The following is a 24,949-nucleotide window of genomic DNA, read 5'->3' on the forward strand; positions in this document are numbered from 1 at the left end:
AATCTTCAGGCTGCAAGATTATTAATCTTACAAGCGGGAGATTATTAATCTTACACCAGACGAAGTTATCTGAAGGGAAACTTATATAATGAAGTACAAGTGCACAGGTATCTTCTTCAAGTAAAAGCCTTATCTTTGTAACCGTGAGTTTAGAGCTTACCGCATTGTGCATATTGCTTTTCTTGTAAAGTGAAATAAAATTCTCAAATGCTTCCGGCTTTATCTTTTTTCGGTAAAATCATGTATCTTTGCAAGCGGTTAATTAATTGTAGTAGAAGATGGCAACAATCAGGAAAAAACATATCGTTCTTTTGTGCTTGGCTTTGGCCTGCGTTGCAGGTTTGACTTTATTCTTCTCCAAACCGGCGAAAAGCGGTCGTGCTGGCATGTCATTGGCTGATGTCCTGACCGACAGCATTTCTCGAATCGTATCAGCCTGTCCGGGTGAGGTCGGGGTGGCTCTTATTGTCAACAACTCCGATACCGTTACCGTCAATAACAAAAGCATTTATCCGATGATGAGCGTGTTCAAGCTTCATCAGGCATTGGCTATTTGCAACCGGTTTGACCAAGACGGATTGTCTCTTGATACTTCATTGACTGTCCGGCGGGAAGACCTTGACCCTAAGACATGGAGTCCCATGCTGAAGGAGCATCGGGAGCCATTGATTACTTTGCCGGTCAGGGATTTGTTGCGTTATACGCTCATTCAAAGTGACAATAACGCGAGCAATCTCCTGTTTGAGCGCTTGGTAAGTGTTGCCGAAACAGATAGCTTTATCGCTACGCTCATTCCCCGTTCGAGTTTCCGGATAGCTTATACAGAATCGGAGATGGCGGCAGACCATGCGAAAGCCTATGCCAACTGTACATCTCCGCTTGGAGCGGCGATGCTGATTCACAGGCTGTTTACGGATGCTCTTGTAAGCCGTGAGAAGCAAGACTTCATCATGAAATCTTTGGGTGAATGTACTACCGGGAAAGACCGTATCGCAGCCCCTCTCCTTGGAAAGGAAGGGATATCTATTGCCCATAAGACCGGTTCCGGTTATACCGAAAACGGAGTCCTTGCAGCCCATAATGATGTTGCCTACATTTGTTTGCCCAACGGTGTAAATTATGCGCTGGCTGTATTTATCAAAGATTTTAAGGGCAATGAGTCACAGGCTTCCCAAGTTGCGGCACGTATATCAGCAGCCGTGTATTCGTTATTAGCGTAAGTGTTTGAATATTTTCGAGGGCATTTATAGCACAATGACTTGCGACACTCCCAAACACGGGCGTACGTGTCGTGCAACGTAATCGCTTGACGTGCCCGGTAGGACCGTTCGTCTCAGCCTGTATGGGCGTTCGCGTTTGTTCTTCGTCAGATAGCCCGCTATCTTCTCATCACACAAGCAGAAATGCCTCAAAAACTCATCTCGAATCATCGCACGATAAATTCAAAACAGCTTCTAAGTCAAAATAAGAACAAGCCCCCGGAACACAAGAGAAAGCGGTTTTCGGGGGCTTTGTATCCAGAGAATATTATTCCGGATAATTTAAATTATCGTCCGTCAGCTTCTCCAGCACCTCGTCAAGGAACTTTTGGGCTTCCCATCGTGCCATCGGAAGATTCATCATCAGGTAGTTGCCGCAATCTTTGGGACTGGCTCCCGGCACGTCACCTTCGAAAGTGGCGATAAAGCGGAAAGTCTCTTTCATCAGTCCGACGATATCGGTGGACTGAAGGTCGCCTTTCACAACCAGATAGTTGCCCGTAAGGCATCCCATCGGTCCCCAATAGATAATCTTGTCTGCCCATGTGGGATGATTGCGCAGGAACGTGGCGGCAAGATGTTCTATCGTGTGAATAGCCGAAGGGCTGAGGCACGGCTCGCGGTTGGGTTCTTTCATGCGGATATCGAATGTAGTGACGGTTTCGTCTCCCACCGCGTCTTTGCGTGATACGTAGATGCCACGCAGCAGGCGGATATGGTCTACGGTAAAGCTGGGTATCTTTTTCATATCTGTAGGGTTTTAAAGTTTGTTCGGTAATGCTTTCAGGAAGGTTTCGGTCACACGGAACGAGTTATCGGCTATTTCGCCCCAGAAGTTCTTGTATTGTTCCAAGTGTTTGTCCGCTCCCGGCGTATCGCTGATGATACGGAAACTGATGAAAGGCACGCGGTAGAGATGGCATACTTGGGCAATGGCAGCCGATTCCATATCGACCGCAAGTCCTTCGGGAAAGTTCTGCTTGATGGCATTCAGTTCCGTGCGGTCGGTGATGAATTTATCGCCCGTGCAAATCAGTCCGCCGTGAATCGGCGTTTCGGTATCGAGCGAGAGTGCACAATTATATAAGGTGTCATCACCACGGAAGAAAGTGGGGAAACCTTGTACTTGTCCGTAGGCATTTCCTTCGCCGCACCACACGTCGTGGTAAACGATGTTCCGGCTTACCACTACATCCATTACATTCAGTTCACTGTCAATGCCTCCCGCCACTCCGGTGCTGATAATGCAGTCGGGCTGGAAATTGCGGATGAGCTCTACCGTTCCGGCGGCAGCGTTTACTTTCCCGATGCCGCATTGCATCAGGATGTGCGTGTTGTTCTTTACCGTTCCTTCAATGTAAGAGAAAGGTCCCTCACGATGTTCCGTTTTATTGTCCAGTTGGTTTGCCAGTTGCTTCTGCTCGGAAGACATGGCGGTGATGATTCCTATTTTCATAAATGATTTTATTTTACGCCGCAAAGTTAGCATTTTCAAGGAGTATTGTGTTATCTTTGCCCCCATTAAAACTCAAAAACTTATATCGTATGAATGAATTAAAGAAACTTCTTCCGGATGTGGCGGCGGTTGTGCTTTTCATAGCGATTTCGTTTGCTTATTTCTATCCGGCGGTGTTCGAGGGGCGCATCTTGGCGCAACACGATGCGGTAGCGGGTATCGGAGCCGGACGCGAACATCAGGAATATCATCAAAAACACGGAAAGGTGACCCGTTGGACGAACTCGCTGTTCAGCGGAATGCCTACATATCAGCTGGCTCCGGGATATGATTCGAGCCGTACGCTGAACACGGTGCAAGATCTGTATCATTTGTATTTGCCCACGTATGTATGGTACGTGTTTGTGATGTTGTTGGGATTTTACATCCTGCTTCGTGCGTTTAATTTCAAAGTCTGGATGGCGGCATTGGGAGCGGTTATATGGGCGTTCTCCTCGTATTTCTTCATCATCATAGCCGCCGGACATATCTGGAAATTCGTCACGCTTGCCTACATACCGCCTACCATTGCGGGAATGGTGCTGGCGTATCGCGGCAAGTATTGGGCAGGAGGTATCGTCACCGCGCTTTTCGCCGCACTTCAGATAGTGTCGAACCACTTGCAGATGACGTATTACTTCCTCTTCGTGATGCTCTTTATGGCAATCGCGTTCGGCGTGAAAGCATGGAAGGAAAAGGCTTTCCCCCGCTTCCTGAAGGCAACGGGCGTGCTGGCGTTGGCGGGTGTGCTGGCGGTATGCATCAATCTGTCGAACCTTTATCACACCTACCAATACAGTAAGGAGAGCATGCGTGGCAAGAGCGAGCTGGTGAAGCCGCAGTCTGCCGACCAGACCGGAAGCGGGCTGGAGCGCAGTTACATTACGCAATGGAGCTACGGCATCGGCGAAACCTTCTCGCTGCTCGTGCCGAACGTGAAAGGCGGAGCCTCCGTACCTTTGGCACAAAACGAGCGGGCGATGAGCAAAGCCAATCCGGTGTATTCAGGCCTGTACAGCCAGTTGGGGCAATATTGGGGCGAACAGCCGGGCACGTCGGGACCAGTCTATGTAGGCGCTTTTGTGATGTTTCTTTTTGTATTGGGCTGCTTCGTTGTAAAGGGGCCGATGAAGTGGGCGTTGCTGGGCGGAACGCTGTTCTCTATCCTGCTTTCGTGGGGAAAGAACTTTATGGGGCTGACCGATTTCTTCATCGACTATGTGCCGATGTACAATAAGTTCCGTGCCGTTTCGTCTATCCTCGTCATAGCCGAATTCACTATACCTTTATTGGCGATGCTGGCGCTGAAACAGATAGTGGAGCATCCCGAACTGCTGCGCGAAAAGGCAAAAGCGTTCTTCGTCAGTCTGGGGCTTACGGGAGGCTTGTCGCTATTGTTTGCCATCGCGCCCCGCGTATTCTTCCCTTCGTATGTATCGACGATGGAAATGAACGCGTTGCAGAACGCGCTTCCCGCCGAACATCTGGCGCCTGTCCTGATGAACCTCGAAGAAATGCGTGTCAGCATCTTTACCGCCGACGCTTGGCGCAGCTTCTGTGTCATTCTGGCGGGTGTGGCACTGCTGTTGATGTATGTGCGCGGGAAACTGAAATCCACCGCTCTCATCCTTTCGCTGGCGGCTCTCTGCCTGCTCGATATGTGGACGGTGAACAAGCGTTATCTGTACGACGCGCAGTTTGTGGCGAAAGGCACCGAGATGAAACCTTTCGCGCAGCCTTCGGAGACCGATAAGGCGATTCTGAAGGATACCACGTATTATCGGGTGCTGAACCTATCAACCAATACCTTCAATGAAAACGAGACTTCTTATTGGCACAAAAGCATCGGGGGATATCACGCCGCCAAGCTCCGCCGCTATCAGGAGCTTATTGAAGCGTACATCCAGGGCGAAATGGGTAATCTCTTTTCTGAACTTCCTCAGACGGGAGGTGACATGTCGGCGCTCGACCCCGATCGCATACGTATCTTGAACATGCTGAACGCGAAATATTTCATCTTCCCCTTGCAGGGCGGAGGCACGATGCCCGTGCAGAACCCATACGCAATGGGCAACGCCTGGTTTGTAGACGATGTGCGTTATGTGGGCAATGCCAATGAAGAGCTGGACAGCCTTGCAACAGTTGACTTACGCAAGACAGCCGTAGTTAATCTTCAGTTTGCCGAGCAAGTAAAAGCTCCTTCACAAGCATCGGTTGCCGATTCGACACGCAGTATTACGTTCAAGCATTACGAACCGAACGAACTGACGTACGAAATCAGTTCACAAGCCGGAGGTACGGTGGTGTTCTCCGAAATCTATTATCCCGAATGGCAGGCTTTTGTGGATGGAGAGGAAGTTCCCGTAGGCAGAGCCGATTACGTGCTCCGTGCCATCAATGTCCCTGCCGGGAAGCATACCGTCCGTTTGCTTTTCGAGCCGAAATCGGTTACTATTACTGAAACTATTGCCTACTGTGCGCTGGGCATCCTGCTCGCAGGTGCCATTGTGCTGGTTGTGCTCCGCCTGCGGAGGCGCGGGTGATTCTCACCACAGATTCACGCAGATTATTTTTATTTTATCTGCGTGAATCTGCGCCAATCTGCGTTTCAAGAGAAATAACTTAAAAAATCTGTGTAATCTGTGGTGAAAAACATCATTTATTTCTTATACAGCAGGCGCAGCGCGAACTTGAGGTGGAGCAGGATGGTCTGTACATAGCCGTAGTGGCGGCACATGATGCGGAAGCGCTCGGTGAGGGAGGCGCGGTGATTGCGCGTGGTCATGCCTTCGTTGAGGTAGTCGATGAGCGTGAGGCGCGTGTTATGCAGCACGGTGCTTTGCTTCATCACGCGGATACACCAGTCGAAGTCAGCGGAGAAGCGGTAGCGGAGGTCATAGGGCACGGCATGGTCGCGGCGGGCGAAGAAAGCCTGGTGGCAGACGAGCATCCCTTGGCGGAAACTGTGCCATGTAAGGTTCTCAGGCGGTTCGAGGCGGCGCATTCGCAGAAAATGCCCTTCTTCATCGACGATGGCAGTACGCCCGTAAATGACATCGGGCAGTCCGGTCAATCCCGTAAGGCTGTGGACGATAAGCTGGAGGGTGTCGTCTTCGTGCAGCTCGTCGCCGGCATTGAGGAAGCACACATAGTCGCCTGTGGCGAGGCGGATGCCTTTGTTCATCGCATCGTATAGTCCGCGGTCGGGTTCGCTCACTACGGTATGGATGTGCTTGCGGTAGCGTCCGATGATTTCCATTGTGCGGTCGGTAGAGGCTCCGTCGACGATGATGTATTCGATGTTCTTGTACGTCTGGGTGATGACACTCTGCAAGGTGTCTTCGATGACGGCGGCGGCGTTGTAGGTCACCGTGATGATGGAGAATTTGGGATGAAAGTGTGTCAGCATAGGCGTGTTTCAGTCGTTTTGTCCGGTGATGCGGTTGTAGATCCCGATGTATTTCATTGCTACCACGTGTTCGGCGTAGGTGCTGAGCACTTTGCGTCGGGCTTCGGTGCTGAGGCTTTGGTAATCGCCTTCGGTGAGTGACCAGCAGATGCCGTTTGCCAGGTCTTCGGCAGAGCGGTAGCGTGCCACGTAGCCGTTGTGCAGGTGGTCTATCATTTCGGGGATGCCCCCGATGCAGAATCCTACGCAGGGCACGCCGCACGACATGGCTTCCATAATGGTGTTGGGCAGGTTTTCCTGAAGCGAGGGGGTGACAAAGAGGTCTACGGCGTTATAAATAGTCGGCATTTCTTTTTCCTTACCTACATAATTGAGGCAATAAACAGGGAATGGGAAGAGGTCGGCATATTGTTGCGATTCCTTGCCTACCACCACTACTGCAAGTTCGCGACAAAAATCGGGTTGCATTTCGTTCAGGAGGCGGCAGGCTTCTACTAAATAATCGATGCCTTTTTTCTTGTCGGTAATTTTCATTGAACTGAACAGCAACAATCGTTTGTCTTCAGGGAGGTTCAATTTCCGTCGGGCAGCAAGCTTGTCGGTAGGATGAAACAGATTCGTATTGATAGGATTGGGAATATTGGTTACGGTATGTCCGTGGGTGAGGATACTTTTCTGAGCCAATCCTTCCAGCCAGCGGCTGCATGCTACAAAAGTAATGGGAGCATTCTTGTAGAGGCGTTGTTTTTTGACGAAAGTCTTATAAGAAAGGTCATGTTTGTGCCCACGGTACAACAAATGACAATCGTGACATTGCGTTTGGTAACGGATACAATCCTGTGCATGGTGACAGATACCTGTCACAGGCCACATATCATGCATTGTCCATACTACGGGTTTGCCCGATTGTAGTATTTTCTCAATGTCTTTCAGCGAGAGCATGCCTTGGTTGACCCAATGCAGGTGGATAACATCGGCTTGGTTGAATTCGGGCAACAAGGTGATGTCGGTACCTGTGTTGGCAATGTCTACGGCAAAGAGGTTGTGTTTCTTAAAGTGATTGGCTTTCCATATAATGATACGCTCCCATACGAATTGCCAGATTTGCCGCCAAGACTTCTTCAGTGCTACTACAGTTACCTGTTCAGTTTGTTTGTCGCGTACCAGCATCTTTGCTTTGATACCACTGCTTTTTAAGGCTTCCATCAGTCGGCTTGCGGCAATGGCTGCTCCTCCTATTCGTTCGGATGTATTTATGATAAGTACCCTCATATTTCATCAAAGTTTTTGCAAAGGTACGATTTTCTCTAAGATAAATTCGCTACTTTTGTGCGATATGAAAAGAAAAATGATATTTGTTCCTGCCGGAGGTTTGGCAAACCGCATCCGTGCCACGCTTTCCGCCATCGCATTGGCGGAGCAGACCGGCATTGAATTGAAAGTAATCTGGTTTCGCGACTGGGCATTGCATGCCGCTTTCCGTGATTTGTTCGTGCCCCGGCGCTTGCCCGGGAAAGTGCGTATTGTCGAGGCTTCGGCGGTGGACTTGCTGGTATTCGACCGCCCGAGGCAGAAGAATTTCCGCGTTCCTGCCTTGTTTCAGAAGCTGCTGTTCCGGGCGTGTCTGTACGAGCATCAGATAGACGCGCTCCGCACGCAAGGTTTCGACTTTGAGGGCTGGGCAAAACGGGGAAATGTGTATATGGCGTCCTATTTGCCTTTTTATGCTTATCCCGATGCGCTGCTGCACGAGGTGTTCCGCCCCGTTCCGCAGATAGAGGAGGTCATCGGGAAACGCATTTCCGCCTTTTCGGCTTATACCGTAGGCGTGCATATTCGCCGTACTGATAATGTTTTGTCTATCGAGCACAGCCCGCTGGAGGCGTTTTTCGGTTGTTTGGATAAGGAGCAGGCGGCGCATCCCGACCTTTGTATTTACCTTGCCACCGATTCGGAAGAAGTGAAACAAGCGATGCGCACCCGTTACGGCGAAAGAATCGTCTGTGCCGAAAGCAAAGCCGACCGCAGTACCACGGAAGGCATCCGCGAAGGCATCGCCGACCTGTGGACGCTGGCACACACCCGGAAGATATACGGCTCGTTCCACAGCTCGTTCTCTGAACTGGCGGCAGAGCTGGGAAGAATCCCGTTGATAGTGGTGAAGCGATAGATTAATGCTGTTATAAGGAAACGCGGATTATCGCAGATTAACGCAGAAATTATTATCTATGTAAATCTGCGTTTCAAAATCGATACAGGTTATAAACTAATACAATATGCTGAAAGAAAACAATCAAGACCGGAAATGGACGGTGCTGGAGAGCGAATACCTCATCCGGCGTCCGTGGCTCACAGCACGAAAAGACCACGTGCTGTTGCCTACAGGAGCAGAAAACAAAGAGTATTATGTGCTGGAATATCCTGACTGGATAAACGTGCTGGCGATTACCCGCGACGGTAAGTTCCTGATGGAGCGCCAGTACCGCCACGGACTGGGGATGACTTGTTATGAAATCTGTGCAGGCGTATGCGAGAAAGGAGAATCGCCCTTCGAATCAGCTCGGCGTGAATTGTACGAGGAAACTGGTTTCGGCGGGGGCGAATGGCAACACTGGATGGACATTTCTGCCAATCCCAGCACGAACACGAACCTCTGCCATTGCTTCCTTGCCACCGGTGTGGAGCGTGTCTCTACCCAACATCTGGAAGAAACCGAGGACATCAGCGTCGAATTGCTTACAGCGGATGAAGTGCGCACCCTGCTCTTGAACGACCAAATCAAGCAAGCCCTGATGGCAGCCCCGCTTTGGAAATACTTTGCCGTGAACGGGCTGCTGTAGGTTTTTATGAAAATCTGAGCTATCTGTGGTGAAATGACTCAGCTTTTCCGCTGTACGATGCGTGCTCCAGCCGGAACACTTTCGGTTACCCAGATATTTCCTCCAATGGTAGCTCCGCGCCCGATGGTGATGCGTCCCAGGATGGTGGCATTCGAATAGACAATTACATCATCCTCCAAAATTGGATGGCGGGGGATACCTTTGATGGGGTTTCCATGTTCGTCAAGCGGGAAGCTTTTTGCTCCTAGTGTCACTCCTTGATAAAGCTTGACATGATTGCCAATGATGCATGTGGCGCCGATAACCACGCCTGTACCGTGGTCGATGGTGAAGTGATCACCTATCTTTGCTCCTGGATGGATATCGATACCCGTTTCCGAGTGGGCCATTTCGGTGATGATACGTGGAATGAGTGGCACGCCTAGCGTGTAGAGTTCGTGGGCTATACGGTAATTGGTGATGGCACGGATAATGGGATAGCAACAGATGATTTCACCGAAGCAGGTAGCGGCAGGGTCGCCGTAGTAAGCCGCTTCTACATCTGTGGCTAGAGTGTGGCGTATTAGCGGCAGGCGACTGATGAACTGGGCAGCAATGTTTGAGGCCGTAGTATGGCACAGGCATTCTTCCGGAGATTCGTCGGAAAGTGCATTCTCGATGCCGAAACAGAATCCTGCCTCCACCTGTTCGGTAAGCAGGCGGAACAGTTCTTCTACATCTACACCGATGTGATAGTTGAGGGTGCGTCTGTGTATGGTAGAGTTGCCGAAGTAGCCAGGAAAAAGAATTTCACGTGACAGTTCTACGATGCGTCTGAGTGATTTGGCAGAGGGGAGGAGTTCACCGTCTTTGTATTGATGGAACAGTCCTTCATAGGAGGCAGGGTCGGACAATTCATTGACCGTTTTGTTGAGGATAGGGGTGTAATCGGGTATCATCATGCTAAGTGTTTTAATTTGTATGCGAGCAAATGTACAAAAAATATTGATTGATTGAAACAGAAAGTTGTAAAGACATAGAAAAACAATTTATTCAACTACGGCATCGATAATTCCTCCACCCAGTACAATGTTGTCTCGATAGAATACCGCCGCTTGTCCGCAGGCAATGGACGCCAACGGTTCGTGCAGGCAGACATGCAAACGGTTGTCGGCGGTAAGTGTAACCCTACAACGGTTGGCTTGTTTGCGGTAGCGTATTTTAACGATAATTTCATCATTGCTTCCAATGATTTCATCGGGGCATGCCAAGTACCAGTGTGAAAGGTACATGCCGTTATGTTCCAGTGCCTGCAAGCGGTTGCAGATGATGACTGCATTTGTTTCGGGAATGATTTGTTTGACGAATAATGCCTGGTTCTGATAAATACCCAGTCTGCGGCGTTGTCCGATGGTATAAAAAGGATATCCTTCGTGTGTCCCGATGGGGATGCCGGCTTCGTTGTAAAAGATGCCGGGTACGATTTTTCCAGCTTCTGTATGTTCGCGTAAGAAAGTGCGGTAATCTCCGGGACAAAAACAGACCCCCTGACTATCACGTTTGTGAGCCATTTTTGTGAATCCCCGTTCGGCAGCTAGTGCGCGCACTTCTTTTTTGGTAAGGTTACCCATGGGCAAAAGCATTCGTTGCAACGTTTCTTGCGACAATCCCCAAAGAAAAAATGATTGGTCTTTGTCTGGGTCAGAGCCGGCAGAGATATGCCAGCGTCCGTTGTGTAGGACCTTTTGTACATAGTGTCCTGTGGCGATATGATAGATGTCTTGTTCGTCGGCAACTTGTTGTAAGAGCGGCCATTTCAGAAGATTGTTGCAAAGAGTGCAGGGCACGGGGGTGCGTCCTTTCAAATATTCGTTGATGAAATAAGTGATTATTCGTTGCTGGAAGATTTCGCGGGCATCATAAACGAGGTGTGGGATGTGTAGCCGTGTGCAGAGTTCAGCGGCATCGTCCAGATATTCGGTATGAGCATCTTTTTCGTAAAAGCGGAACGTGATACCGGTTACTTCGTATCCGGCATCCTGTAAGATAATGGCTGCTACCGAACTGTCGGTTCCACCACTCATTCCTAATAATACACGCTTGTTCTGTTTTGCTCTCATGACATACGGACATAAAAAAAGGAGTACCGCTGTACTCCAACCTTTGTTAACCTTAAATCTAATACTATGAAAAACACGATGCAAAGGTACGGACTTTTCTGGAATATGCAAGTGTATGTGCTAAAATAATATGTTTTATAACACGATTTAAGAATATAGCTTCGTATTATACGTTCATTAACAAATAGGGCTTTGCCGGTAAGGACGTGTGTGTTGAAACGAATGCTGATGTATGGCGTTGAAATATAATTTTCGGTGGAAAGCTGGTCTATGTCGAAAAGATTCCTTAGCTTTGTATTTATTATGGTAGAATGAAAAGATATTCAGCCCTATGAAGTGTTTGCATGTGATAACTCCCGTAAAGGATTCCATTGATTCGACGCTTGAAACAATACAGGCGATTATGGAATCGGAAACAAGTGTTCCTTTTACCTATACTGTGTATAATGATTTCAGTACGCCTGAGAATACGCTCCGTTTGCAGGAAGCATCAGAGCGGTATGGCTTCGAGTTGGTGAATCTGTCGGAGGTAACTTCGCATCCCTCTCCCAATTATTTGCTGGTGTTGCAGATGGCACAGGCACGTGCCATTGAGGCTGATGCCGGTCTGCTGATAGTAGAGTCGGACGTAGTGGTGAGGCGGGATACCCTGCAGGGCTTGTTCGATGGGGCTTTGCAACGTCCAGGATGCGGTATTGCCGCTTCGGTCACAGTAGACGATAGCGGGGTGATAAATTATCCGTACCTGTATGCACAGGGACAGGAGAATCGTGTCATTGCGGAAAAGAAGCATCTGAGCTTCTGTTGCTCCCTGCTCTGTACCGATTTCTTGCGGAAGTATGATTTCCATCAGCTGGATGCCAGCAAGAATTGGTTCGATGTCACCATTTCGCATCAGGCATTGAAGGATGGATTTACCAATTATCTCTTCACTTCGCTGCCTGTTGTGCACCGTCCGCACGGAAGCCGTCCATGGAAGAAACTGAAATATACCAATCCGTTGAAGTATTATTGGTTGAAGTTCACCAAGGGGCTGGATAAGATTTGAGACTATATGCATGTGCCTGCGCAGCTATATGCATGTGCGATGGCATATATATGAATCAGGTATAGGAATTATATTCGTTTGTCAGTATATGAGCTTGTTCAATCATCAGACCTTAGTACTTCATCCGGACTTTGCCGGTCTGGAAGATTTTATGATAAGTTTGCCCGACCGTTTTTTGCACGATGAGGGTGTAGTTATTCATAACGGACGAAACCAGTTGAGGCGGATTACGTATCAGGGGGCAGATTATGTGGTGAAGGCTTTCCGCAGGCCGAACCTGGTCAATCGCTTTGTTTACGGGGTGTTGCGACCTTCGAAGGCGAAACGTTCATACGACCATGCTCTCCTGTTTCAGCAGATAGGCGTGGGCACTCCTCAGCCTGTAGGCTATATGAATATCCGGAAGGGATTGCTTTTCGACCGGAGTTATTACGTAACCCTTGCCTCTACTTGTCCTTACCGGTATGAAGACCTGTTTCACCGGCATTTCGATTACGAGGAAGAGGTGTTGCGTGCCGTGGGACGGGTGACGGCGCTTCTGCATAATCACGGATATGCCCATAAGGATTACGGGCGTGCCAATATCCTGTTCGAGAAGACGCCCGAAGGCATCAGGCTGGATATTGTCGACCTGAACCGCCTTGCCATCGGACCGCTGGACATGAAGGCCGGATGTAAAAATCTGGAGCGTTTGCCTGCCACTCCTGCCATGCACCGGATTATTGCCGAGGAGTATGCCAAGGCACGCGGATTCGATGCCGGAGAATGTTATCGCCTGATGGTGGCGTACCGGAGTACCCAGCCGGGCAAGGAAGAAAAAGAAATCGAAGCTTTGAAGCATTATAAGGAAAAGATATGAAAATCATAGCCGTAGTAGTTACATACAACCGACTGGAATTGTTGAAGCGCAATATCGCTTGCTTGCGGGCGAACCGGCCGCTTGATGCTATCGTTGTGGTCAACAACGGGAGCATCGATGGTACTACCGCATGGCTGGCTTCAGAGCCGGGGCTGCATGTGGTCAATCAGGCAAACGTGGGCGGTTCGGGAGGTTTTTATACGGGCATTCGTGAGGCTTGCCGGCTGGATGCCGACTGGATATGGTGCATGGACGATGATGTGTTTCCCCGACCCGATTGTCTGGAGAGTCTTTTGCGTCATGCCGGCCGGAGCGATGTGGGTATGCTCGCACCGCGCCGTCTGATGGAAGGCAAGGTATATACGAACGATTTCCAGGCACTCGATTTGACATGTCCTTTCGCCTCCCTTTATAAAGGGAAGCTCTCGAAGATGCAGGTCGACGCGCCTACGGAGATTTGTGGAACGGCGTTCGAAGGTCCTTTTATCCGTAGGGAAGTGGTAGAGAAAATCGGTTTGCCCAAGAAAGAGCTTTTTATCTTTTGTGATGATACCGACTATTGCATCCGTACCGTGCAGGCGGGTTATAAGATAATGTATGTTCCCGAAGCGCTGATGGACAAGGAAAAGTTCTTTTCGAAAGACACGTGGGTGGAGCGCAATAAGAAAAAGAAATGGAAACGTTTCTATCAAGTGCGCAACTCCGCATACTTGAACCATCATTATGGGAAGAACTGGGCTGTAAGGTATCTGCGCGGTTTCAACGGGGTGATAGGCTATATTCTGATAGCTTTGTTTACGTGTCCGTTCAGCGATGCATATCGCCTGAGCGACATCGGCAGGTTCTGGAAAGCTTATCTGGACGGAGTGAACGAGCGGTTGGGAATGATGAAATAAGAAAAGAACAATGTGTTATGAGATTGATAAAAGTTACAGGTGGTTTAGGGAATCAGATGTTCATCTATGCATGTTATTTGCAGATGAAGAAGCGCTTTCCGCGGGTTTATATCGACTTGACAGATATGATGCACTATCATGTGCATTACGGTTACGAGATGCATCGGGTATTCGGCCTGCCCTGTGTAGAAATCTGTATGAACCAGGTGTTGAAGAAAGTCATCGAGTTTTTGTTTTTCAAGACCATCCTTGAACGTAAACAGCACGGCTCGATGCGTCCGTATACACGCAGTTACTTGTGGCCGCTTATCTATTTCAAGGGCTTTTACCAGTCGGAGAAATATTTTGCCGATATCAAGGACGAAGTGCGTCAGGCATTTACGTTCGACTTAAAGCAGGCTAACGGGCAAAGCCTTCGGATGCGTGAGCAGATAGATAAGGATGAACATGCCGTATCTTTGCACGTGCGCCGGGGCGATTACCTCCAACCCAAGCATTGGGAAGCCATCGGGTGCATTTGCCAGCTTTCATATTATCGGAATGCTTTGGAAGAAATGGGCAAACGGGTGGAGCGTCCCCGTTATTATGTCTTTTCGGACGACCTTGCCTGGGTGAAGGAGAATCTGGATTTGCCCGATGCGGTGTATATCGACTGGAACAAAGGAGAGGACAGCTGGCAGGACATGATGCTGATGAGCCGGTGCCGGCATCACATCATCTGCAATAGCACGTTCAGCTGGTGGGGAGCGTGGTTGAATCCGCGCAACGGTAAAATAGTCATTGCTCCCGAACGCTGGACACGCGATGCCGATAGCCGGGAGATTGTTCCGGCGGAGTGGTTGAGAGTATCTATTAAATAAAAGGAGTGAGGACATGCGTATGTATATGATGCGGAAGATAGGTTATGCATTGGTGGAAATCTTCAAGACGTTCCGCCGCATTTCTTCTCCACGGTTGATTATGACCCTTTTGGTGAAGAACGAAGAAGATATGCTGGAAGAGAATCTGCGCTTTCACAAGGCGATGGGGGTAGATGGCTTTATCATTACTGATAACAATTCCACCGACCGCACACCGGAGATTATCGAAAAATACCGGCAAATGGGATGGGTGAAGGAAGTGATACAGGAAACAGCTACCAATTATGAGCAAAAAGCATGGGTAGACCGTATGATATGGAAAGCCAAGACCCGATACGGTGCCGACTGGATTATCAATGCCGATGCGGATGAGTTATGGTATGCTCCTTCGGGAAACCTGAAGGATGAACTGAGCCGTACGGGCGCCAATGTGCTGAATTGTGAGATGCGAAGCCTTTATCCTGAAGAAGACAAACCCTTCTGGCAATGGGACAAGGCGGTAAAATATGTACCCGACCTGGAACATTATGGTCTGTCACTCTATTCTCTTTTCGAGCGTCAGAACAAGAAAGTGGTACATCGGGCAGCCGGATACATACAGATTTCGATGGGGAACCACAAGGTGACGATGTTGCCTAAACGTTCGGCGGACACCGATATACGCGTGTACCATTATAATATAAGGGGCAAGCAACAATTTCTGGAAAAGATGATAAATGGAGGCAAGCAGTTGGAGCAACACAAAGGGCGGCACGGAGGCCGGCACTGGCGTTATTTTTATCGTTTGTATAAGGAGGGCAAGTTGGAAGAAGAATACGACCGTGTTATCGGTACCCACGTATTCGACCGCCTGCAAGCAGACGGATATGTATATGAGGATGATACGATTTGCAGGTTTTTCGAGGAAAAGATGTAATGGACAAGCATGCTTATTTGATTATTGCCCATAACGAACCGGAAGTATTGAAGATGCTTTTGGATATGCTGGATGATGTACGGAATGATATTTTCGTGCATATTGACCGGCGTGCCCGTTCGTTGTACGAATCCATTAAGGGTTATACCCCTAACTATAGTGATTTGATTGTTTTAGAACATCCGATAGCGGTTTATTGGGGCGATATATCGCAAGTGAAGGTGGAATATATGCTTTTCGAGCGTGCTTTTTCCCAAGGTCCATACGCTTATTATCATCTGTTATCGGGTGTGGACTTGCCTATCAAGTCACAAGACTATATTCATGCTTTCTTTCGGAAGAACCAAGGAAAAGAGTTTGTAGGTTTTTGGATGAATAAAGCTCATAAGCGCGATTTGGACCGGAAAGTTTATCGGTATTATCTTTTTACCCGTTACTTTAAAGGAGGAAACGTTATGGTTCATAGTGTATGCGCCTTGTGCCGGAATATATTTCTGGCATTGCAGAAAGTAACTCATTATAAGCGGAACCAAGGAAACATTGTTTTCCAAAAAGGTTTTAACTGGGTGAGCATTACGCAAGACTTTTGTGCTTGCTTGTTGTCTCAGAAAGAAAATGTGTTTCACACATTTCGTCATACCTTGTGCCCGGATGAGATTTTTATTCAGACTGTGTTGTGGAACTCACCCTTTCGGGACTCTATATATAATAAGGAGAATGCTCTTATCGGTTCGATGAGGTACATCGACTGGGAGCGAGGTAATCCGTATGTCTGGCGAGAAATTGATGTGGACGAATTGCTTGCTTCCCCTTATTTGTTCGCACGGAAATTTTCAATAACGTCAGGAAAAGTAATGTTTACCCGATTTTCAAATTATTGATATGAAACAAGTTAAGTTAGCAATTATTATCCCTGCATACAAAGAAGAATTTTTAGCTGAAACTTTAGAGTCTTTGGCTAATCAAACAAATATGGATTTTAATGTGTATGTGGGAGATGATTGTAGCCCTTTTGATTTAGGCAAAATTGTTGATAGTTTTCAAGATAAATTGTCTGTTTCCTATACGCGTTTTTCTAATAATTTGGGCAAGACTAATTTGATTGCTCATTGGAATAGATGTCTTGATTTGTTGCAAGAAGAGGAATATTTCTGTTTGTTCTCGGATGATGATGTGATGGAATCCCGTTGTGTGGAGGCTTTCTATCAGTCTTTAGAAACTTCTCTTTTGTTTGATGTGTATCATTTCAATATCCATATCATTGATGAATATGGTAACCTTATTCGTAAGTGTCCTGATTATCCTGAAAGGCTTTCTTCTATCGATTTTTTTAAATTACTGTATACTTCTCAAATAGATGCACGGATGCCTGAGTTTATTTTTAATACTCGTCATTTCCGTTTGTGTAAAGGTTTTGTTGGATTTGATTTGGCTTTTCATTCAGATAATGCGACTGTTATGTCCTGTGCTCAAGATAAAGGGATATACACCATTCCTTTGGTTAAAGTGCTATGGCGAGATAGCGGAAAGAATATATCTTCGGATAGGAATGTTTCAATAGAAATCAAATATAGAAAAGCGAAGGTCACCATTGCTTTTTGTAATTGGTTGAATGCTTTTTTATTAGGAATTCTCAGAAGAATCCTCTCTCAAGGCGAGAAGAGAGAAAGTTGGCACTTCGGGACATAAAGGCTTTGTATCCGGATTATTCATTTAAGACATTGGGAAAATTATTGCACTTATTCGAACATTTAAGTTCGAATAAGTGTTTGTTCCTTTATTATTGGATTGATTTGTTCTTGTGTATACAGAAACGTCATGTTAAGAGGATCGGTGGTTTTTTAAGAAACTATTTCTAACTCTTTCCTGATTTTTGTTTTGTGTTATTGATGTATTCAATCTGTTGATTTAATCTTTGTATGATTAAACTCCAATTATAGTTTTGTTGTACATAAGAGATGCCTTTCCCTTCCATTTCTTTTCTTAATGCATTGTTAAAGTCCAATGTGTAAAGTTGTTTGATGAAATCTTTTTTATTACGGTAAATAATGATTGCGTGATTGCTTTTTTCTTCGTGTTCTTTCATCACGTTGCATTTCCCGTTTGCCATCATTGCCTTGCCGAGGCTTAGTGCTTCCAATAGGATAAGGGATAAGCTTTCATATCTTGAAGGATTCAAGACAATCTTTGCGTGTTGGATAATGGTGATTTTTTCGTTATCATTGACAAAGCCTGTATAAATGATGTCGGGATGTTGTGCAGCATCAAAGAATTTGCTTCCCACTAATACCAGCTTCAACTTGGATTGTTTGTATTTGGCTTTGTATGTTAGGAAATAATTGAAAATGTTGTCAAGTTTTCCTGGGTCAATCCTGCCTACGTACAACAGGTATTCTTCGGGCAATCGGTATTTTGTTTGCGTCTCTTCCCAGTCTGCCTTAGAGGCAATGTTAATGCCTACGCTGATAACGCCGTGAGGGGACATTGCAGAGCCAAAGATATTCTCAGCCAATTTCATCTCACTTTCCATGTTGAAACCAATGTAAGCCACCCTGGTAAATACTTCGGTCAGTATCGGGCGGAAAGCGTTTTTGTGTTCATGCATGGTGGGAATGACCAAAGTCTTTTCTGGAGCATAAAGGGCTGTATAATAGGTCTCCGGATAATCGATGGTCAATGGAATAAATACATCATAATCGTTTTTGTGCGACTGGATATATGAAAACAACGAAGAAGAATAGAATAAGTTTTTGCGGAAAATCCGTAATTCATCCTTCTTTTGTATGTTCCATATAGGTAGATAGTTGGCTATTGGCTTTAAAAGCGATAATCTGTACAATAGCCTTCTGATGTCACGGATGATTCGTGAGTTACACAATGGGAATTTCCGTTTGATATGGACGGGGTCGGTCTTAAAGCGGCGTACGGTTACGCCGTTTATTGTTTCTTCTCCTTCTGGGTAGTCATTGGTAGGATTGCTGTAGCTATGAATGCATGTGGTCAAGACTTCTACTTGATAGTTTGCTACCAATCTTTCCGCTAACATCCGGCAATGCAATTCTGCTCCCCCGTTTACGTCTAAACCATATCGTACAACGACAAATGCTATTTTCTTTTTCATATAAGTCGATATTGATATTTAGTTTATATTATAGGAGTTAAGGGGTGATCACTCCGCTTTACTCCGTTAGGAGTTAACCGATAGTAAGTCAAAGAGCCGTATACACATAGATATTGGTTTAACTTCTTAACTCCTCAAAGATAATATCATTTAATTTTGATTACTTACTTACTTAAAATGAATACTTTTATTTTTATAATGTATGGGTTTGAAAAAAACTGCATCCGGATGTGATTATTTTGCATTCAATATCCAATTGAGATTACTTGTATGTAATTCTTCCCGTAACTCTTCTTAGCAGGTAGCCCATATAGAATTGTTTCCTTTTACAACGCCTGCATGTCGTTCAGCCGCTTGTAATAGCCGTTTTTCTGGAGCAGTTCCTCATGCTTGCCGCATTCCACAATGCGGCCTTCGTAGAGCACGTAGATGCGGTCGGCGTTCTTGATGGTAGAGAGACGATGGGCGATGGCGATTGTCGTGCGGGTCTTCATCAGCCGTTCCAGAGCCTCTTGCACCAGGCGTTCGCTTTCGGTATCAAGTGCTGATGTTGCTTCGTCCAGTATCAGGATAGCAGGGTTTTTCAGAATGGCACGGGCGATAGAGATGCGTTGGCGCTGCCCTCCCGAAAGTTTGCATCCGCGGTCTCCGATGTTGGTATCATAACCTTGCTCGCTCTCCATGATGAATTCGTGGGCGTTTGCCACCTTGGCGGCGGCTATCACCTCTTCCATTGTGGCGTTGTCTACCCCGAAAGTAATGTTGTTGTAGAAACTGTCGTTGAACAAGATGGCTTCCTGGTTTACGTTGCCTATCAGGCTTCGCAGGTCTTTCACTTTCAGTCCTTTAATGTTCTTTCCGTCTATCAGTATTTCGCCCGACTGGACATCGTGGAAACGGGGTACGAGGTCGACCAGTGTCGATTTGCCGGAACCACTTTGTCCTACAAGTGCAATGGTCTCGCCTTTTTTCACGCTGAGGCTTACGTCGTGAAGCACTTCATGGGTGCCGTAGCTGAACGAGATGTGGCGGAACTCCAGCCCGTCATTCAGTTCGCTGATAGGTTCGGCATCGGGACGTTCTTTGATAGGGTTTTCTGCCTTCAGTATCTTGTCCACACGCTCCATCGAGGCAAGTCCCTTCGGAATGTTGTAGCTCGCTTTCGAAAAGTCTTTCAGTGGATTGATGATGCTGTATAGGATGACCATGTAGAAGATGAACGTGGGTGCGTCAATAGGTGAGGTATCGCTCAGGATAAGCGTTCCGCCGAACCACAGCACCAGCACGATGAGTACCGTGCCCAGAAATTCGCTCATCGGATGGGCAAGGCTCTGGCGCATGGCTACGCGGCTGGTGGCGTCCCGGAACTCATTGCTGCATTTCACGAAGCGGTTTATCATCTTGTCTTCGGCTATAAATGCCTTGATGATGCGCATTCCGCCCAGTGTCTCTTCCAGTTGCGACATCGTTTCGCTCCATTTATTCTGGGCATCCAGCGACTGGCGTTTCAGCTTGCGGCCTACCCGCCCCATTACCCAACCCATTGCCGGAAGCACAATGATGGTAAAGAGTGTAAGTTGCCAGCTGGTAACCAGCAGGGTGGCGAAATAGGAAACGATAAGTATCGGATTCTTCAGCAGCATGTCGAGCGAGCTTGTGATGGAGTTCTCGATTTCGCCTACATCGCCGCTCATGCGAGCGATGATGTCTCCCTTTCGCTCATCGGAAAGGAAACTGAGAGGCAGGTGCATTACTTTGGTATATACCAGAATACGGATGTCACGCACTACGCCTGTGCGCAAAGGAACCATCACAGCTGTAGAGCCGAAGTAGCATGCTGTCTTCAGCAAGGTCATTCCGGCGAGGAACAATCCCAGCCACAGGAGGGTGGTCGAAGGACCGAATGTTTCAATCAGTTGGGAGGCGTAGTAATAGAAGTTGTTGACCGCCACGTCCTTGATGTCAGCACTTCCCCACGGCATGAAGTGATACTCCTGGCCGCTTCCCCCCGTCTTGAACAAGATATTCAGTATCGGGATAAGCAGGGAGAAAGAAAACACGTTGAAGATAGCGGAAAGGATGTTCAGCATCACCGCACCAGCCACATATCTTTTATAAGGCGAGATGAACCGCCGCATCATCTGGAAAAACTCTTTCATAAAGGAACGGATTGTTTGTGAATTGCAAAGATAGTGTTATTTCCCGTAATTCAATATGCTTGAAGCAAAATTTTGGAGTAAAATCCCATTTGCGGCTTTTCGGCAGGATCCTATCCTATGCGAGGACATAAAACGAAGCCTTTTATCGGAAAGTAGGCTATAAATTAATGCTTTTGTCATTTTTTCATTCTTGAAACAAGTCGCTTTAGGGTAATATTTGTATTTTTGTGCATTGAATTGAACAACCAAAGCCAATGATGGAATGAAATTTGTATATTATATAGTCTTTGCCTCGTGGTACGTGCTTTCGTTGCTCCCTTTGAGGGTGCTGTATGTCGTGTCTGATATTTTGTATCTGCCCTTGTTTTATTGTATCCGCTACCGGAGGCACATTGTCCACAGTAACCTGAAGGCATCGTTTCCGGAGAAGAGTGAGCCGGAAATTCTCCGTATTGAAAAGCAGTTCTATCATTTCTTCTGCGATTATGTGGTAGAAACCATTAAGTTGTTTTCTATATCGAAGAAAGAGATGATGCGGCGGATGTCTTTTTCGGGACTCGACCGGGTGCAAGAGGAACTGGAACGGGAGCAAAAGAAGTATTGTTTCATATATTTAGGGCATTATTGCAACTGGGAGTATGTGGCCTCCATGCAATACTGGCTTCCGGATATACATTGCGGACAGATTTACCATCCGCTTTATAACAAAGCGTTCGACCAACTGTTCTTACGGCTCCGTGGGCAGTTCGGGGGCGACAATATTCCGATGAAAGAAACCTTGCGCCGTATTATCAAATTAGGGAAGGGAGAAAAGAAAGTTATGATAGGGTTTATAGCCGATCAGGCGCCTAGCTGGTGGGCAATGGAACATTGGACGACGTTTCTGAATCATGATACTGCTTTTTTTATGGGGACGGAACGTATCGGCAGAAAGCTGGATGCGGCTGTTTATTATTTGGATATCCGTAGGGTGAAGCGTGGCTATTATCATGCAGAGTTGAAACTTCTGACCCTGCATCCCAATGACTTGCCGCAATACCGCCTGACAGATATGTATTCCGAGTGCTTGGAAAAGCAGATTAAGGAAGCTCCTGCCTATTGGCTCTGGAGCCACAACCGCTGGAAACGTACGAAAGAGGAATGGTTGAAGGTAATTGGAAATAAAAGAAAAGACTATGGTTCCTAAAATCATTCATTTGTGCTGGTTTGGAGATAAAACCTATCCGCTGGAAGTGAAAGTATGTATTGCCAGTTGGAAACGGTTGCTCCCTGATTATCAGATACGGGTATGGACGTATGAAGATGCCCGGGCTATCGGATGCCGTTTTATCGACCAGGCACTTTCGATGAAAAAATGGGCTTTTGCCGCAGATGGCGTACGCTTTTACGCGGTGTATCACGAAGGGGGGGTGTACATGGATAGCGATATCTTCTTGCGTAAACGTTTCGACCGCTTTGTGCCCAAAGAAGGGGAGGGATGTACCACCTTCAATGAATGCTGGATGGAGCAACCGGATGACTTCGGGCTGCAGGCGGCATTCTTTATAGGCGAAAAAGGGAACAGTTTCTGCAAGGAAGTGTTCGAATATTACCGTACGCATGATTTTGTACATCCCGATGGTTCGTTCGACCAGACCATTTCGCCGATGATTATGAAAGAAATAGCTATGAAGCGTGGTTATGTATGCAGGGAAGAGGAGCAACATCTGGAAGGGCTGACCGTGTATCCTACGTTTTGGCTTTCGCCCTGCAACCATTATAATCACAGTCCGGAGGCTTTCGGAGTACATCGTTTGTACGGAAGTTGGCGGACACATAAGCTGGGACGCAAGATGGAACGTGCCGTCAAGCATATATGTAACGCAATAAGATATTATTTGTTTAAACGATGAAAGAAATGAAACGTATTCAAGGTCATTACGTATGGATATTGGCAGTGGTGTGTATCTGTTCGCTTTTCTTGTTTATCGGAGAGGCGTTTTTCAATACACGTGGTGAGCCACGTGAGGCAGTAGTGGCGCTTTCGATGTTGAAGGAAGAAAATTGGATTCTTCCCATAAACAATGGGGTGGAGCTGGCTTTCAAGCCACCTTTGTTCCACTGGATGATTGCTGCATTTTCTACCGTGACCGGAGCGGTGACCGAATATACTTCCCGTATGCCTTCGGCATTGGCACTTGCCGTGATGGTGCTTGCCGGGTACGGGTTTTATGCCCGGCGCAGAGGGGCGGAAGTGGCTTTTCTGATGGGACTGCTCACGCTTACTAACTTTGAGATGCACCGTGCCGGTACGAATTGTCGGGTGGACATGGTGCTTTCAGCACTGATGGTGCTGGCACTTTACCAGTTATACCGGTGGGGCGAAAAACGGTTGAAAGGAGTGCCCTGGCTGGGTGTGCTCTGTCTGAGTGGAGCTTTCCTCACAAAAGGACCGGTAGGTGTGTTGTTGCCCTGCCTGGTGGTGGCGGTGTTCTTGTGGATAAGGGGAATGAATTTCTGGCGCATCTTCTTTTCTTTTTTGGGCATTGTGTTGCTTTCGTGCGTGCTTCCGGCATGCTGGTATGTGGCTGCTTACCGGCAGGGAGGCGACCGCTTTCTTCAGTTGGTATTGGAAGAGAATGTGTTGCGCTTTTTGGGAAAGATGTCGTATGATTCGCATGTCAATCCGTGGTATTATAATTTCATTACTGTCTTTGCGGGTTATGTGCCTTACACGTTGCTGGTACTGATATCTTTGTTCTGTTTGCGTTATAGGCGCATTCAGGCAAAACCTGCCGGATGGTGGGCGCGTCTTAAGACGTATGTCCGTAATATGGACGATGCACGCCTGTTTTCGTTGCTCAGCATTGCGATTATCTTTGTGTTCTATTGTATACCGAAGAGCAAGCGCAGTGTGTATCTGTTGCCCATTTATCCGTTCATAGCCTATTTCCTTGCCGAATACATGATTTATCTGGTGCGTCATCATCGCCGTGTTCTTGTGTCATTCGGAGGTATTATGGGCGGTTTGTCTATTTTGTTGTTTCTGGTATTTGTGGCGGTACGTTGCGGCATGGTGCCCGATACGGTATTTTCGGGTAAGCATGCGGCAGAGAATATTGCCTTTATGCATGCCTTGGAGCAGACTTCTATCGGGTTGAAATGGATTGTTCTGTTGTTGCCACTGGTGGCGGTAGGCATTTTCTTCCGGGTGAGGAAGAAGAGTGGATGGACTTTGCTGTATGCCACAGTGGGCATTGTTTTCACCCTCTTTTTTGCCTTGGACGGTTTTTACCAGCCTACGGTGCTGAATGTGAAGTCGGACAAGCCTGTTGCCGACTATATTGCAACCGTTGTGCCGCAGGGAAGGTTGTATTCGTATCGCACGGATGTGTATACCGCCAATCGTACCCATCCGTTTACCATCAATTTTTATTTGGGCGACCGTATCGTGCCTTTTGATGTGTTTTTGCCCGATGCGGGTTATCTGGTGGTAGGTGAATCGGATGTGGAAGCTTTCCGCGAGGCTTATCCGGCATACGAAATCAGGCAGGTGTACGACAGTCGCCACCGGAGTTGTGATGACCATAAGGTAGTACAACTGTATCAGTTCAGGAAGGTTGGTCAATGAAGCAAAGGCATTTATATGGTGAAATTTTCCGCTTCGGGATAGTAGGTGTAGGGGCTACGGCGTTGCATTATGGCATCTATTACCTGTTACAGCGGTTTATCAATGTCAATGTGGCATATACTGTGGGGTATGTGTTGTCGTTTGTTGCCAATTTCTATGCTACGGCTTATTTCACTTTTGCCTCGGTGCCTTCGTGGAAGAAGCTGTTCGGGATGGGGGTGGCACACGGCGTCAATTACTTGCTTCACATCGTGTTGCTGAATATTTTTCTGTATGTTGGCATTTCGAAGGCATGGGCACCATTACCTGTGTTTGCTATTGCTATACCGGTCAATTTTCTGTTAGTTCGATTTGTTTTCAAACATAAAAGATAATGCT

24 protein-coding genes are annotated in these 24,949 nt (G+C 47.2%); 15 read left to right on the forward strand and 9 right to left on the reverse strand.

Annotated features, from left to right (window positions below; translation table 11 throughout):
* The first annotated feature begins 278 nt into the window (after positions 1-278).
* Complete coding sequence (gene bla / locus B5F71_RS04465) at positions 279-1,220, forward strand: class A beta-lactamase, subclass A2 (RefSeq protein WP_087207987.1); 942 nt, start codon at positions 279-281, stop codon at positions 1,218-1,220.
* A 24-nt stretch (positions 1,221-1,244) separates the two neighbouring features.
* Here bla and B5F71_RS19780 read toward each other — a convergent pair whose 3' ends face one another.
* From B5F71_RS19780 to B5F71_RS04475, 3 genes are all read right to left on the reverse strand, one after another.
* A complete protein-coding gene (locus B5F71_RS19780; RefSeq protein WP_140406872.1) occupies positions 1,245-1,430 on the reverse strand; it encodes a hypothetical protein in 186 nt (61 codons plus the stop codon).
* 97 nt (positions 1,431-1,527) lie between these two features.
* Complete coding sequence (locus B5F71_RS04470; RefSeq protein ID WP_087207989.1) at positions 1,528-2,007, reverse strand: S-ribosylhomocysteine lyase; 480 nt, start codon at positions 2,005-2,007, stop codon at positions 1,528-1,530.
* Positions 2,008-2,019: 12 nt separating this feature from the next.
* Positions 2,020-2,715 (reverse strand): 5'-methylthioadenosine/adenosylhomocysteine nucleosidase, encoded by a 696-nt coding sequence (locus tag B5F71_RS04475; RefSeq protein ID WP_087207990.1) that lies wholly within the window; start codon positions 2,713-2,715, stop codon positions 2,020-2,022.
* Between the two features lie 89 nt (positions 2,716-2,804).
* Here B5F71_RS04475 and B5F71_RS04480 point away from each other — a divergent pair, with 89 nt between their 5' ends.
* Positions 2,805-5,297, forward strand: a complete 2,493-nt coding sequence (locus B5F71_RS04480; RefSeq protein ID WP_087207992.1) for a YfhO family protein — start codon at positions 2,805-2,807, stop codon at positions 5,295-5,297.
* Between the two features lie 116 nt (positions 5,298-5,413).
* On the opposite strand, the gene B5F71_RS04485 is transcribed toward B5F71_RS04480, so the two are convergent.
* Positions 5,414-6,163 carry a glycosyltransferase family 2 protein gene (locus tag B5F71_RS04485; protein ID WP_087207994.1) on the reverse strand — a complete coding sequence of 250 codons (750 nt, stop codon included), beginning with the start codon at positions 6,161-6,163 and terminating at the stop codon, positions 5,414-5,416.
* A gap of 9 nt (positions 6,164-6,172) precedes the next feature.
* Complete coding sequence (locus B5F71_RS04490; RefSeq protein ID WP_022039013.1) at positions 6,173-7,435, reverse strand: glycosyltransferase family 4 protein; 1,263 nt, start codon at positions 7,433-7,435, stop codon at positions 6,173-6,175.
* Between the two features lie 76 nt (positions 7,436-7,511).
* Here B5F71_RS04490 and B5F71_RS04495 point away from each other — a divergent pair, with 76 nt between their 5' ends.
* Both B5F71_RS04495 and B5F71_RS04500 read left to right on the forward strand, forming a co-directional pair.
* Positions 7,512-8,333 (forward strand): glycosyl transferase, encoded by an 822-nt coding sequence (locus B5F71_RS04495; RefSeq protein ID WP_241148552.1) that lies wholly within the window; start codon positions 7,512-7,514, stop codon positions 8,331-8,333.
* 106 nt (positions 8,334-8,439) lie between these two features.
* Positions 8,440-9,003, forward strand: a complete 564-nt coding sequence (locus tag B5F71_RS04500) for an NUDIX hydrolase (protein ID WP_087207996.1) — start codon at positions 8,440-8,442, stop codon at positions 9,001-9,003.
* A 38-nt stretch (positions 9,004-9,041) separates the two neighbouring features.
* Here the strand turns inward: B5F71_RS04500 and B5F71_RS04505 are convergent, their stop codons facing one another.
* Together B5F71_RS04505 and mnmA are read right to left on the reverse strand one after the other, a co-directional pair.
* Positions 9,042-9,941 (reverse strand): serine acetyltransferase, encoded by a 900-nt coding sequence (locus tag B5F71_RS04505; RefSeq protein ID WP_022039010.1) that lies wholly within the window; start codon positions 9,939-9,941, stop codon positions 9,042-9,044.
* A 90-nt stretch (positions 9,942-10,031) separates the two neighbouring features.
* A complete protein-coding gene (gene mnmA / locus B5F71_RS04510) occupies positions 10,032-11,165 on the reverse strand; it encodes a tRNA 2-thiouridine(34) synthase MnmA (protein ID WP_262483242.1) in 1,134 nt (377 codons plus the stop codon).
* Positions 11,166-11,433: 268 nt separating this feature from the next.
* On the opposite strand from mnmA, the gene B5F71_RS04515 reads away from it, so the two are divergent.
* From B5F71_RS04515 to B5F71_RS04545, 7 genes are all read left to right on the forward strand, one after another.
* Positions 11,434-12,150: a hypothetical protein gene (locus B5F71_RS04515; protein WP_022039008.1), complete on the forward strand. Its 717-nt coding sequence runs from the start codon at positions 11,434-11,436 to the stop codon at positions 12,148-12,150.
* Between the two features lie 88 nt (positions 12,151-12,238).
* Positions 12,239-13,009: a lipopolysaccharide kinase InaA family protein gene (locus B5F71_RS04520; protein ID WP_022039007.1), complete on the forward strand. Its 771-nt coding sequence runs from the start codon at positions 12,239-12,241 to the stop codon at positions 13,007-13,009.
* Positions 13,006-13,905: a glycosyltransferase family 2 protein gene (locus tag B5F71_RS04525; RefSeq protein ID WP_087208002.1), complete on the forward strand. Its 900-nt coding sequence runs from the start codon at positions 13,006-13,008 to the stop codon at positions 13,903-13,905. Before B5F71_RS04520 ends, B5F71_RS04525 begins: the two co-directional genes overlap by 4 nt.
* Before the next feature lie 17 nt (positions 13,906-13,922).
* Complete coding sequence (locus B5F71_RS04530; RefSeq protein WP_087208004.1) at positions 13,923-14,765, forward strand: alpha-1,2-fucosyltransferase; 843 nt, start codon at positions 13,923-13,925, stop codon at positions 14,763-14,765.
* A gap of 13 nt (positions 14,766-14,778) precedes the next feature.
* A complete protein-coding gene (locus tag B5F71_RS04535) occupies positions 14,779-15,681 on the forward strand; it encodes a glycosyltransferase family 2 protein (RefSeq protein WP_022039003.1) in 903 nt (300 codons plus the stop codon).
* Entirely contained in the window at positions 15,681-16,562 is an 882-nt protein-coding gene (locus tag B5F71_RS04540; protein WP_022039002.1) for a beta-1,6-N-acetylglucosaminyltransferase, read from the forward strand. Before B5F71_RS04535 ends, B5F71_RS04540 begins: the two co-directional genes overlap by 1 nt.
* Before the next feature lies 1 nt (position 16,563).
* Positions 16,564-17,370 carry a glycosyltransferase gene (locus B5F71_RS04545; protein WP_087208006.1) on the forward strand — a complete coding sequence of 269 codons (807 nt, stop codon included), beginning with the start codon at positions 16,564-16,566 and terminating at the stop codon, positions 17,368-17,370.
* Between the two features lie 166 nt (positions 17,371-17,536).
* On the opposite strand, the gene B5F71_RS04550 is transcribed toward B5F71_RS04545, so the two are convergent.
* Positions 17,537-18,802 (reverse strand): glycosyltransferase family 4 protein, encoded by a 1,266-nt coding sequence (locus B5F71_RS04550; RefSeq protein WP_022039000.1) that lies wholly within the window; start codon positions 18,800-18,802, stop codon positions 17,537-17,539.
* A gap of 326 nt (positions 18,803-19,128) precedes the next feature.
* On the reverse strand, positions 19,129-20,961 hold the full coding sequence (locus tag B5F71_RS04555; protein WP_022038999.1) for an ABC transporter ATP-binding protein: 1,833 nt from the start codon (positions 20,959-20,961) through the stop codon (positions 19,129-19,131).
* A 262-nt stretch (positions 20,962-21,223) separates the two neighbouring features.
* Between B5F71_RS04555 and B5F71_RS04560 the strand changes: the two genes are divergently transcribed.
* Genes B5F71_RS04560 through B5F71_RS04575 form a run of 4 tightly spaced genes read left to right on the forward strand, consistent with a single transcriptional unit; the run spans position 21,224 to position 24,945 of the window.
* Positions 21,224-22,147, forward strand: coding sequence for a lysophospholipid acyltransferase family protein (locus B5F71_RS04560; protein ID WP_087208008.1), 924 nt, complete (start codon positions 21,224-21,226; stop codon positions 22,145-22,147).
* A complete protein-coding gene (locus tag B5F71_RS04565) occupies positions 22,137-22,853 on the forward strand; it encodes a glycosyltransferase (RefSeq protein WP_087208010.1) in 717 nt (238 codons plus the stop codon). Before B5F71_RS04560 ends, B5F71_RS04565 begins: the two co-directional genes overlap by 11 nt.
* A 5-nt stretch (positions 22,854-22,858) precedes the next feature.
* A complete protein-coding gene (locus B5F71_RS04570; RefSeq protein WP_087208028.1) occupies positions 22,859-24,571 on the forward strand; it encodes a glycosyltransferase family 39 protein in 1,713 nt (570 codons plus the stop codon).
* On the forward strand, positions 24,568-24,945 hold the full coding sequence (locus B5F71_RS04575; protein ID WP_022038995.1) for a GtrA family protein: 378 nt from the start codon (positions 24,568-24,570) through the stop codon (positions 24,943-24,945). Before B5F71_RS04570 ends, B5F71_RS04575 begins: the two co-directional genes overlap by 4 nt.
* The last annotated feature ends 4 nt before the right edge of the window (positions 24,946-24,949 follow it).

The organism is Bacteroides sp. An269 (genome assembly GCF_002159755.1).
In the GTDB taxonomy this organism is placed as follows: Bacteria; Bacteroidota; Bacteroidia; order Bacteroidales; family Bacteroidaceae; genus Phocaeicola; species Phocaeicola intestinalis.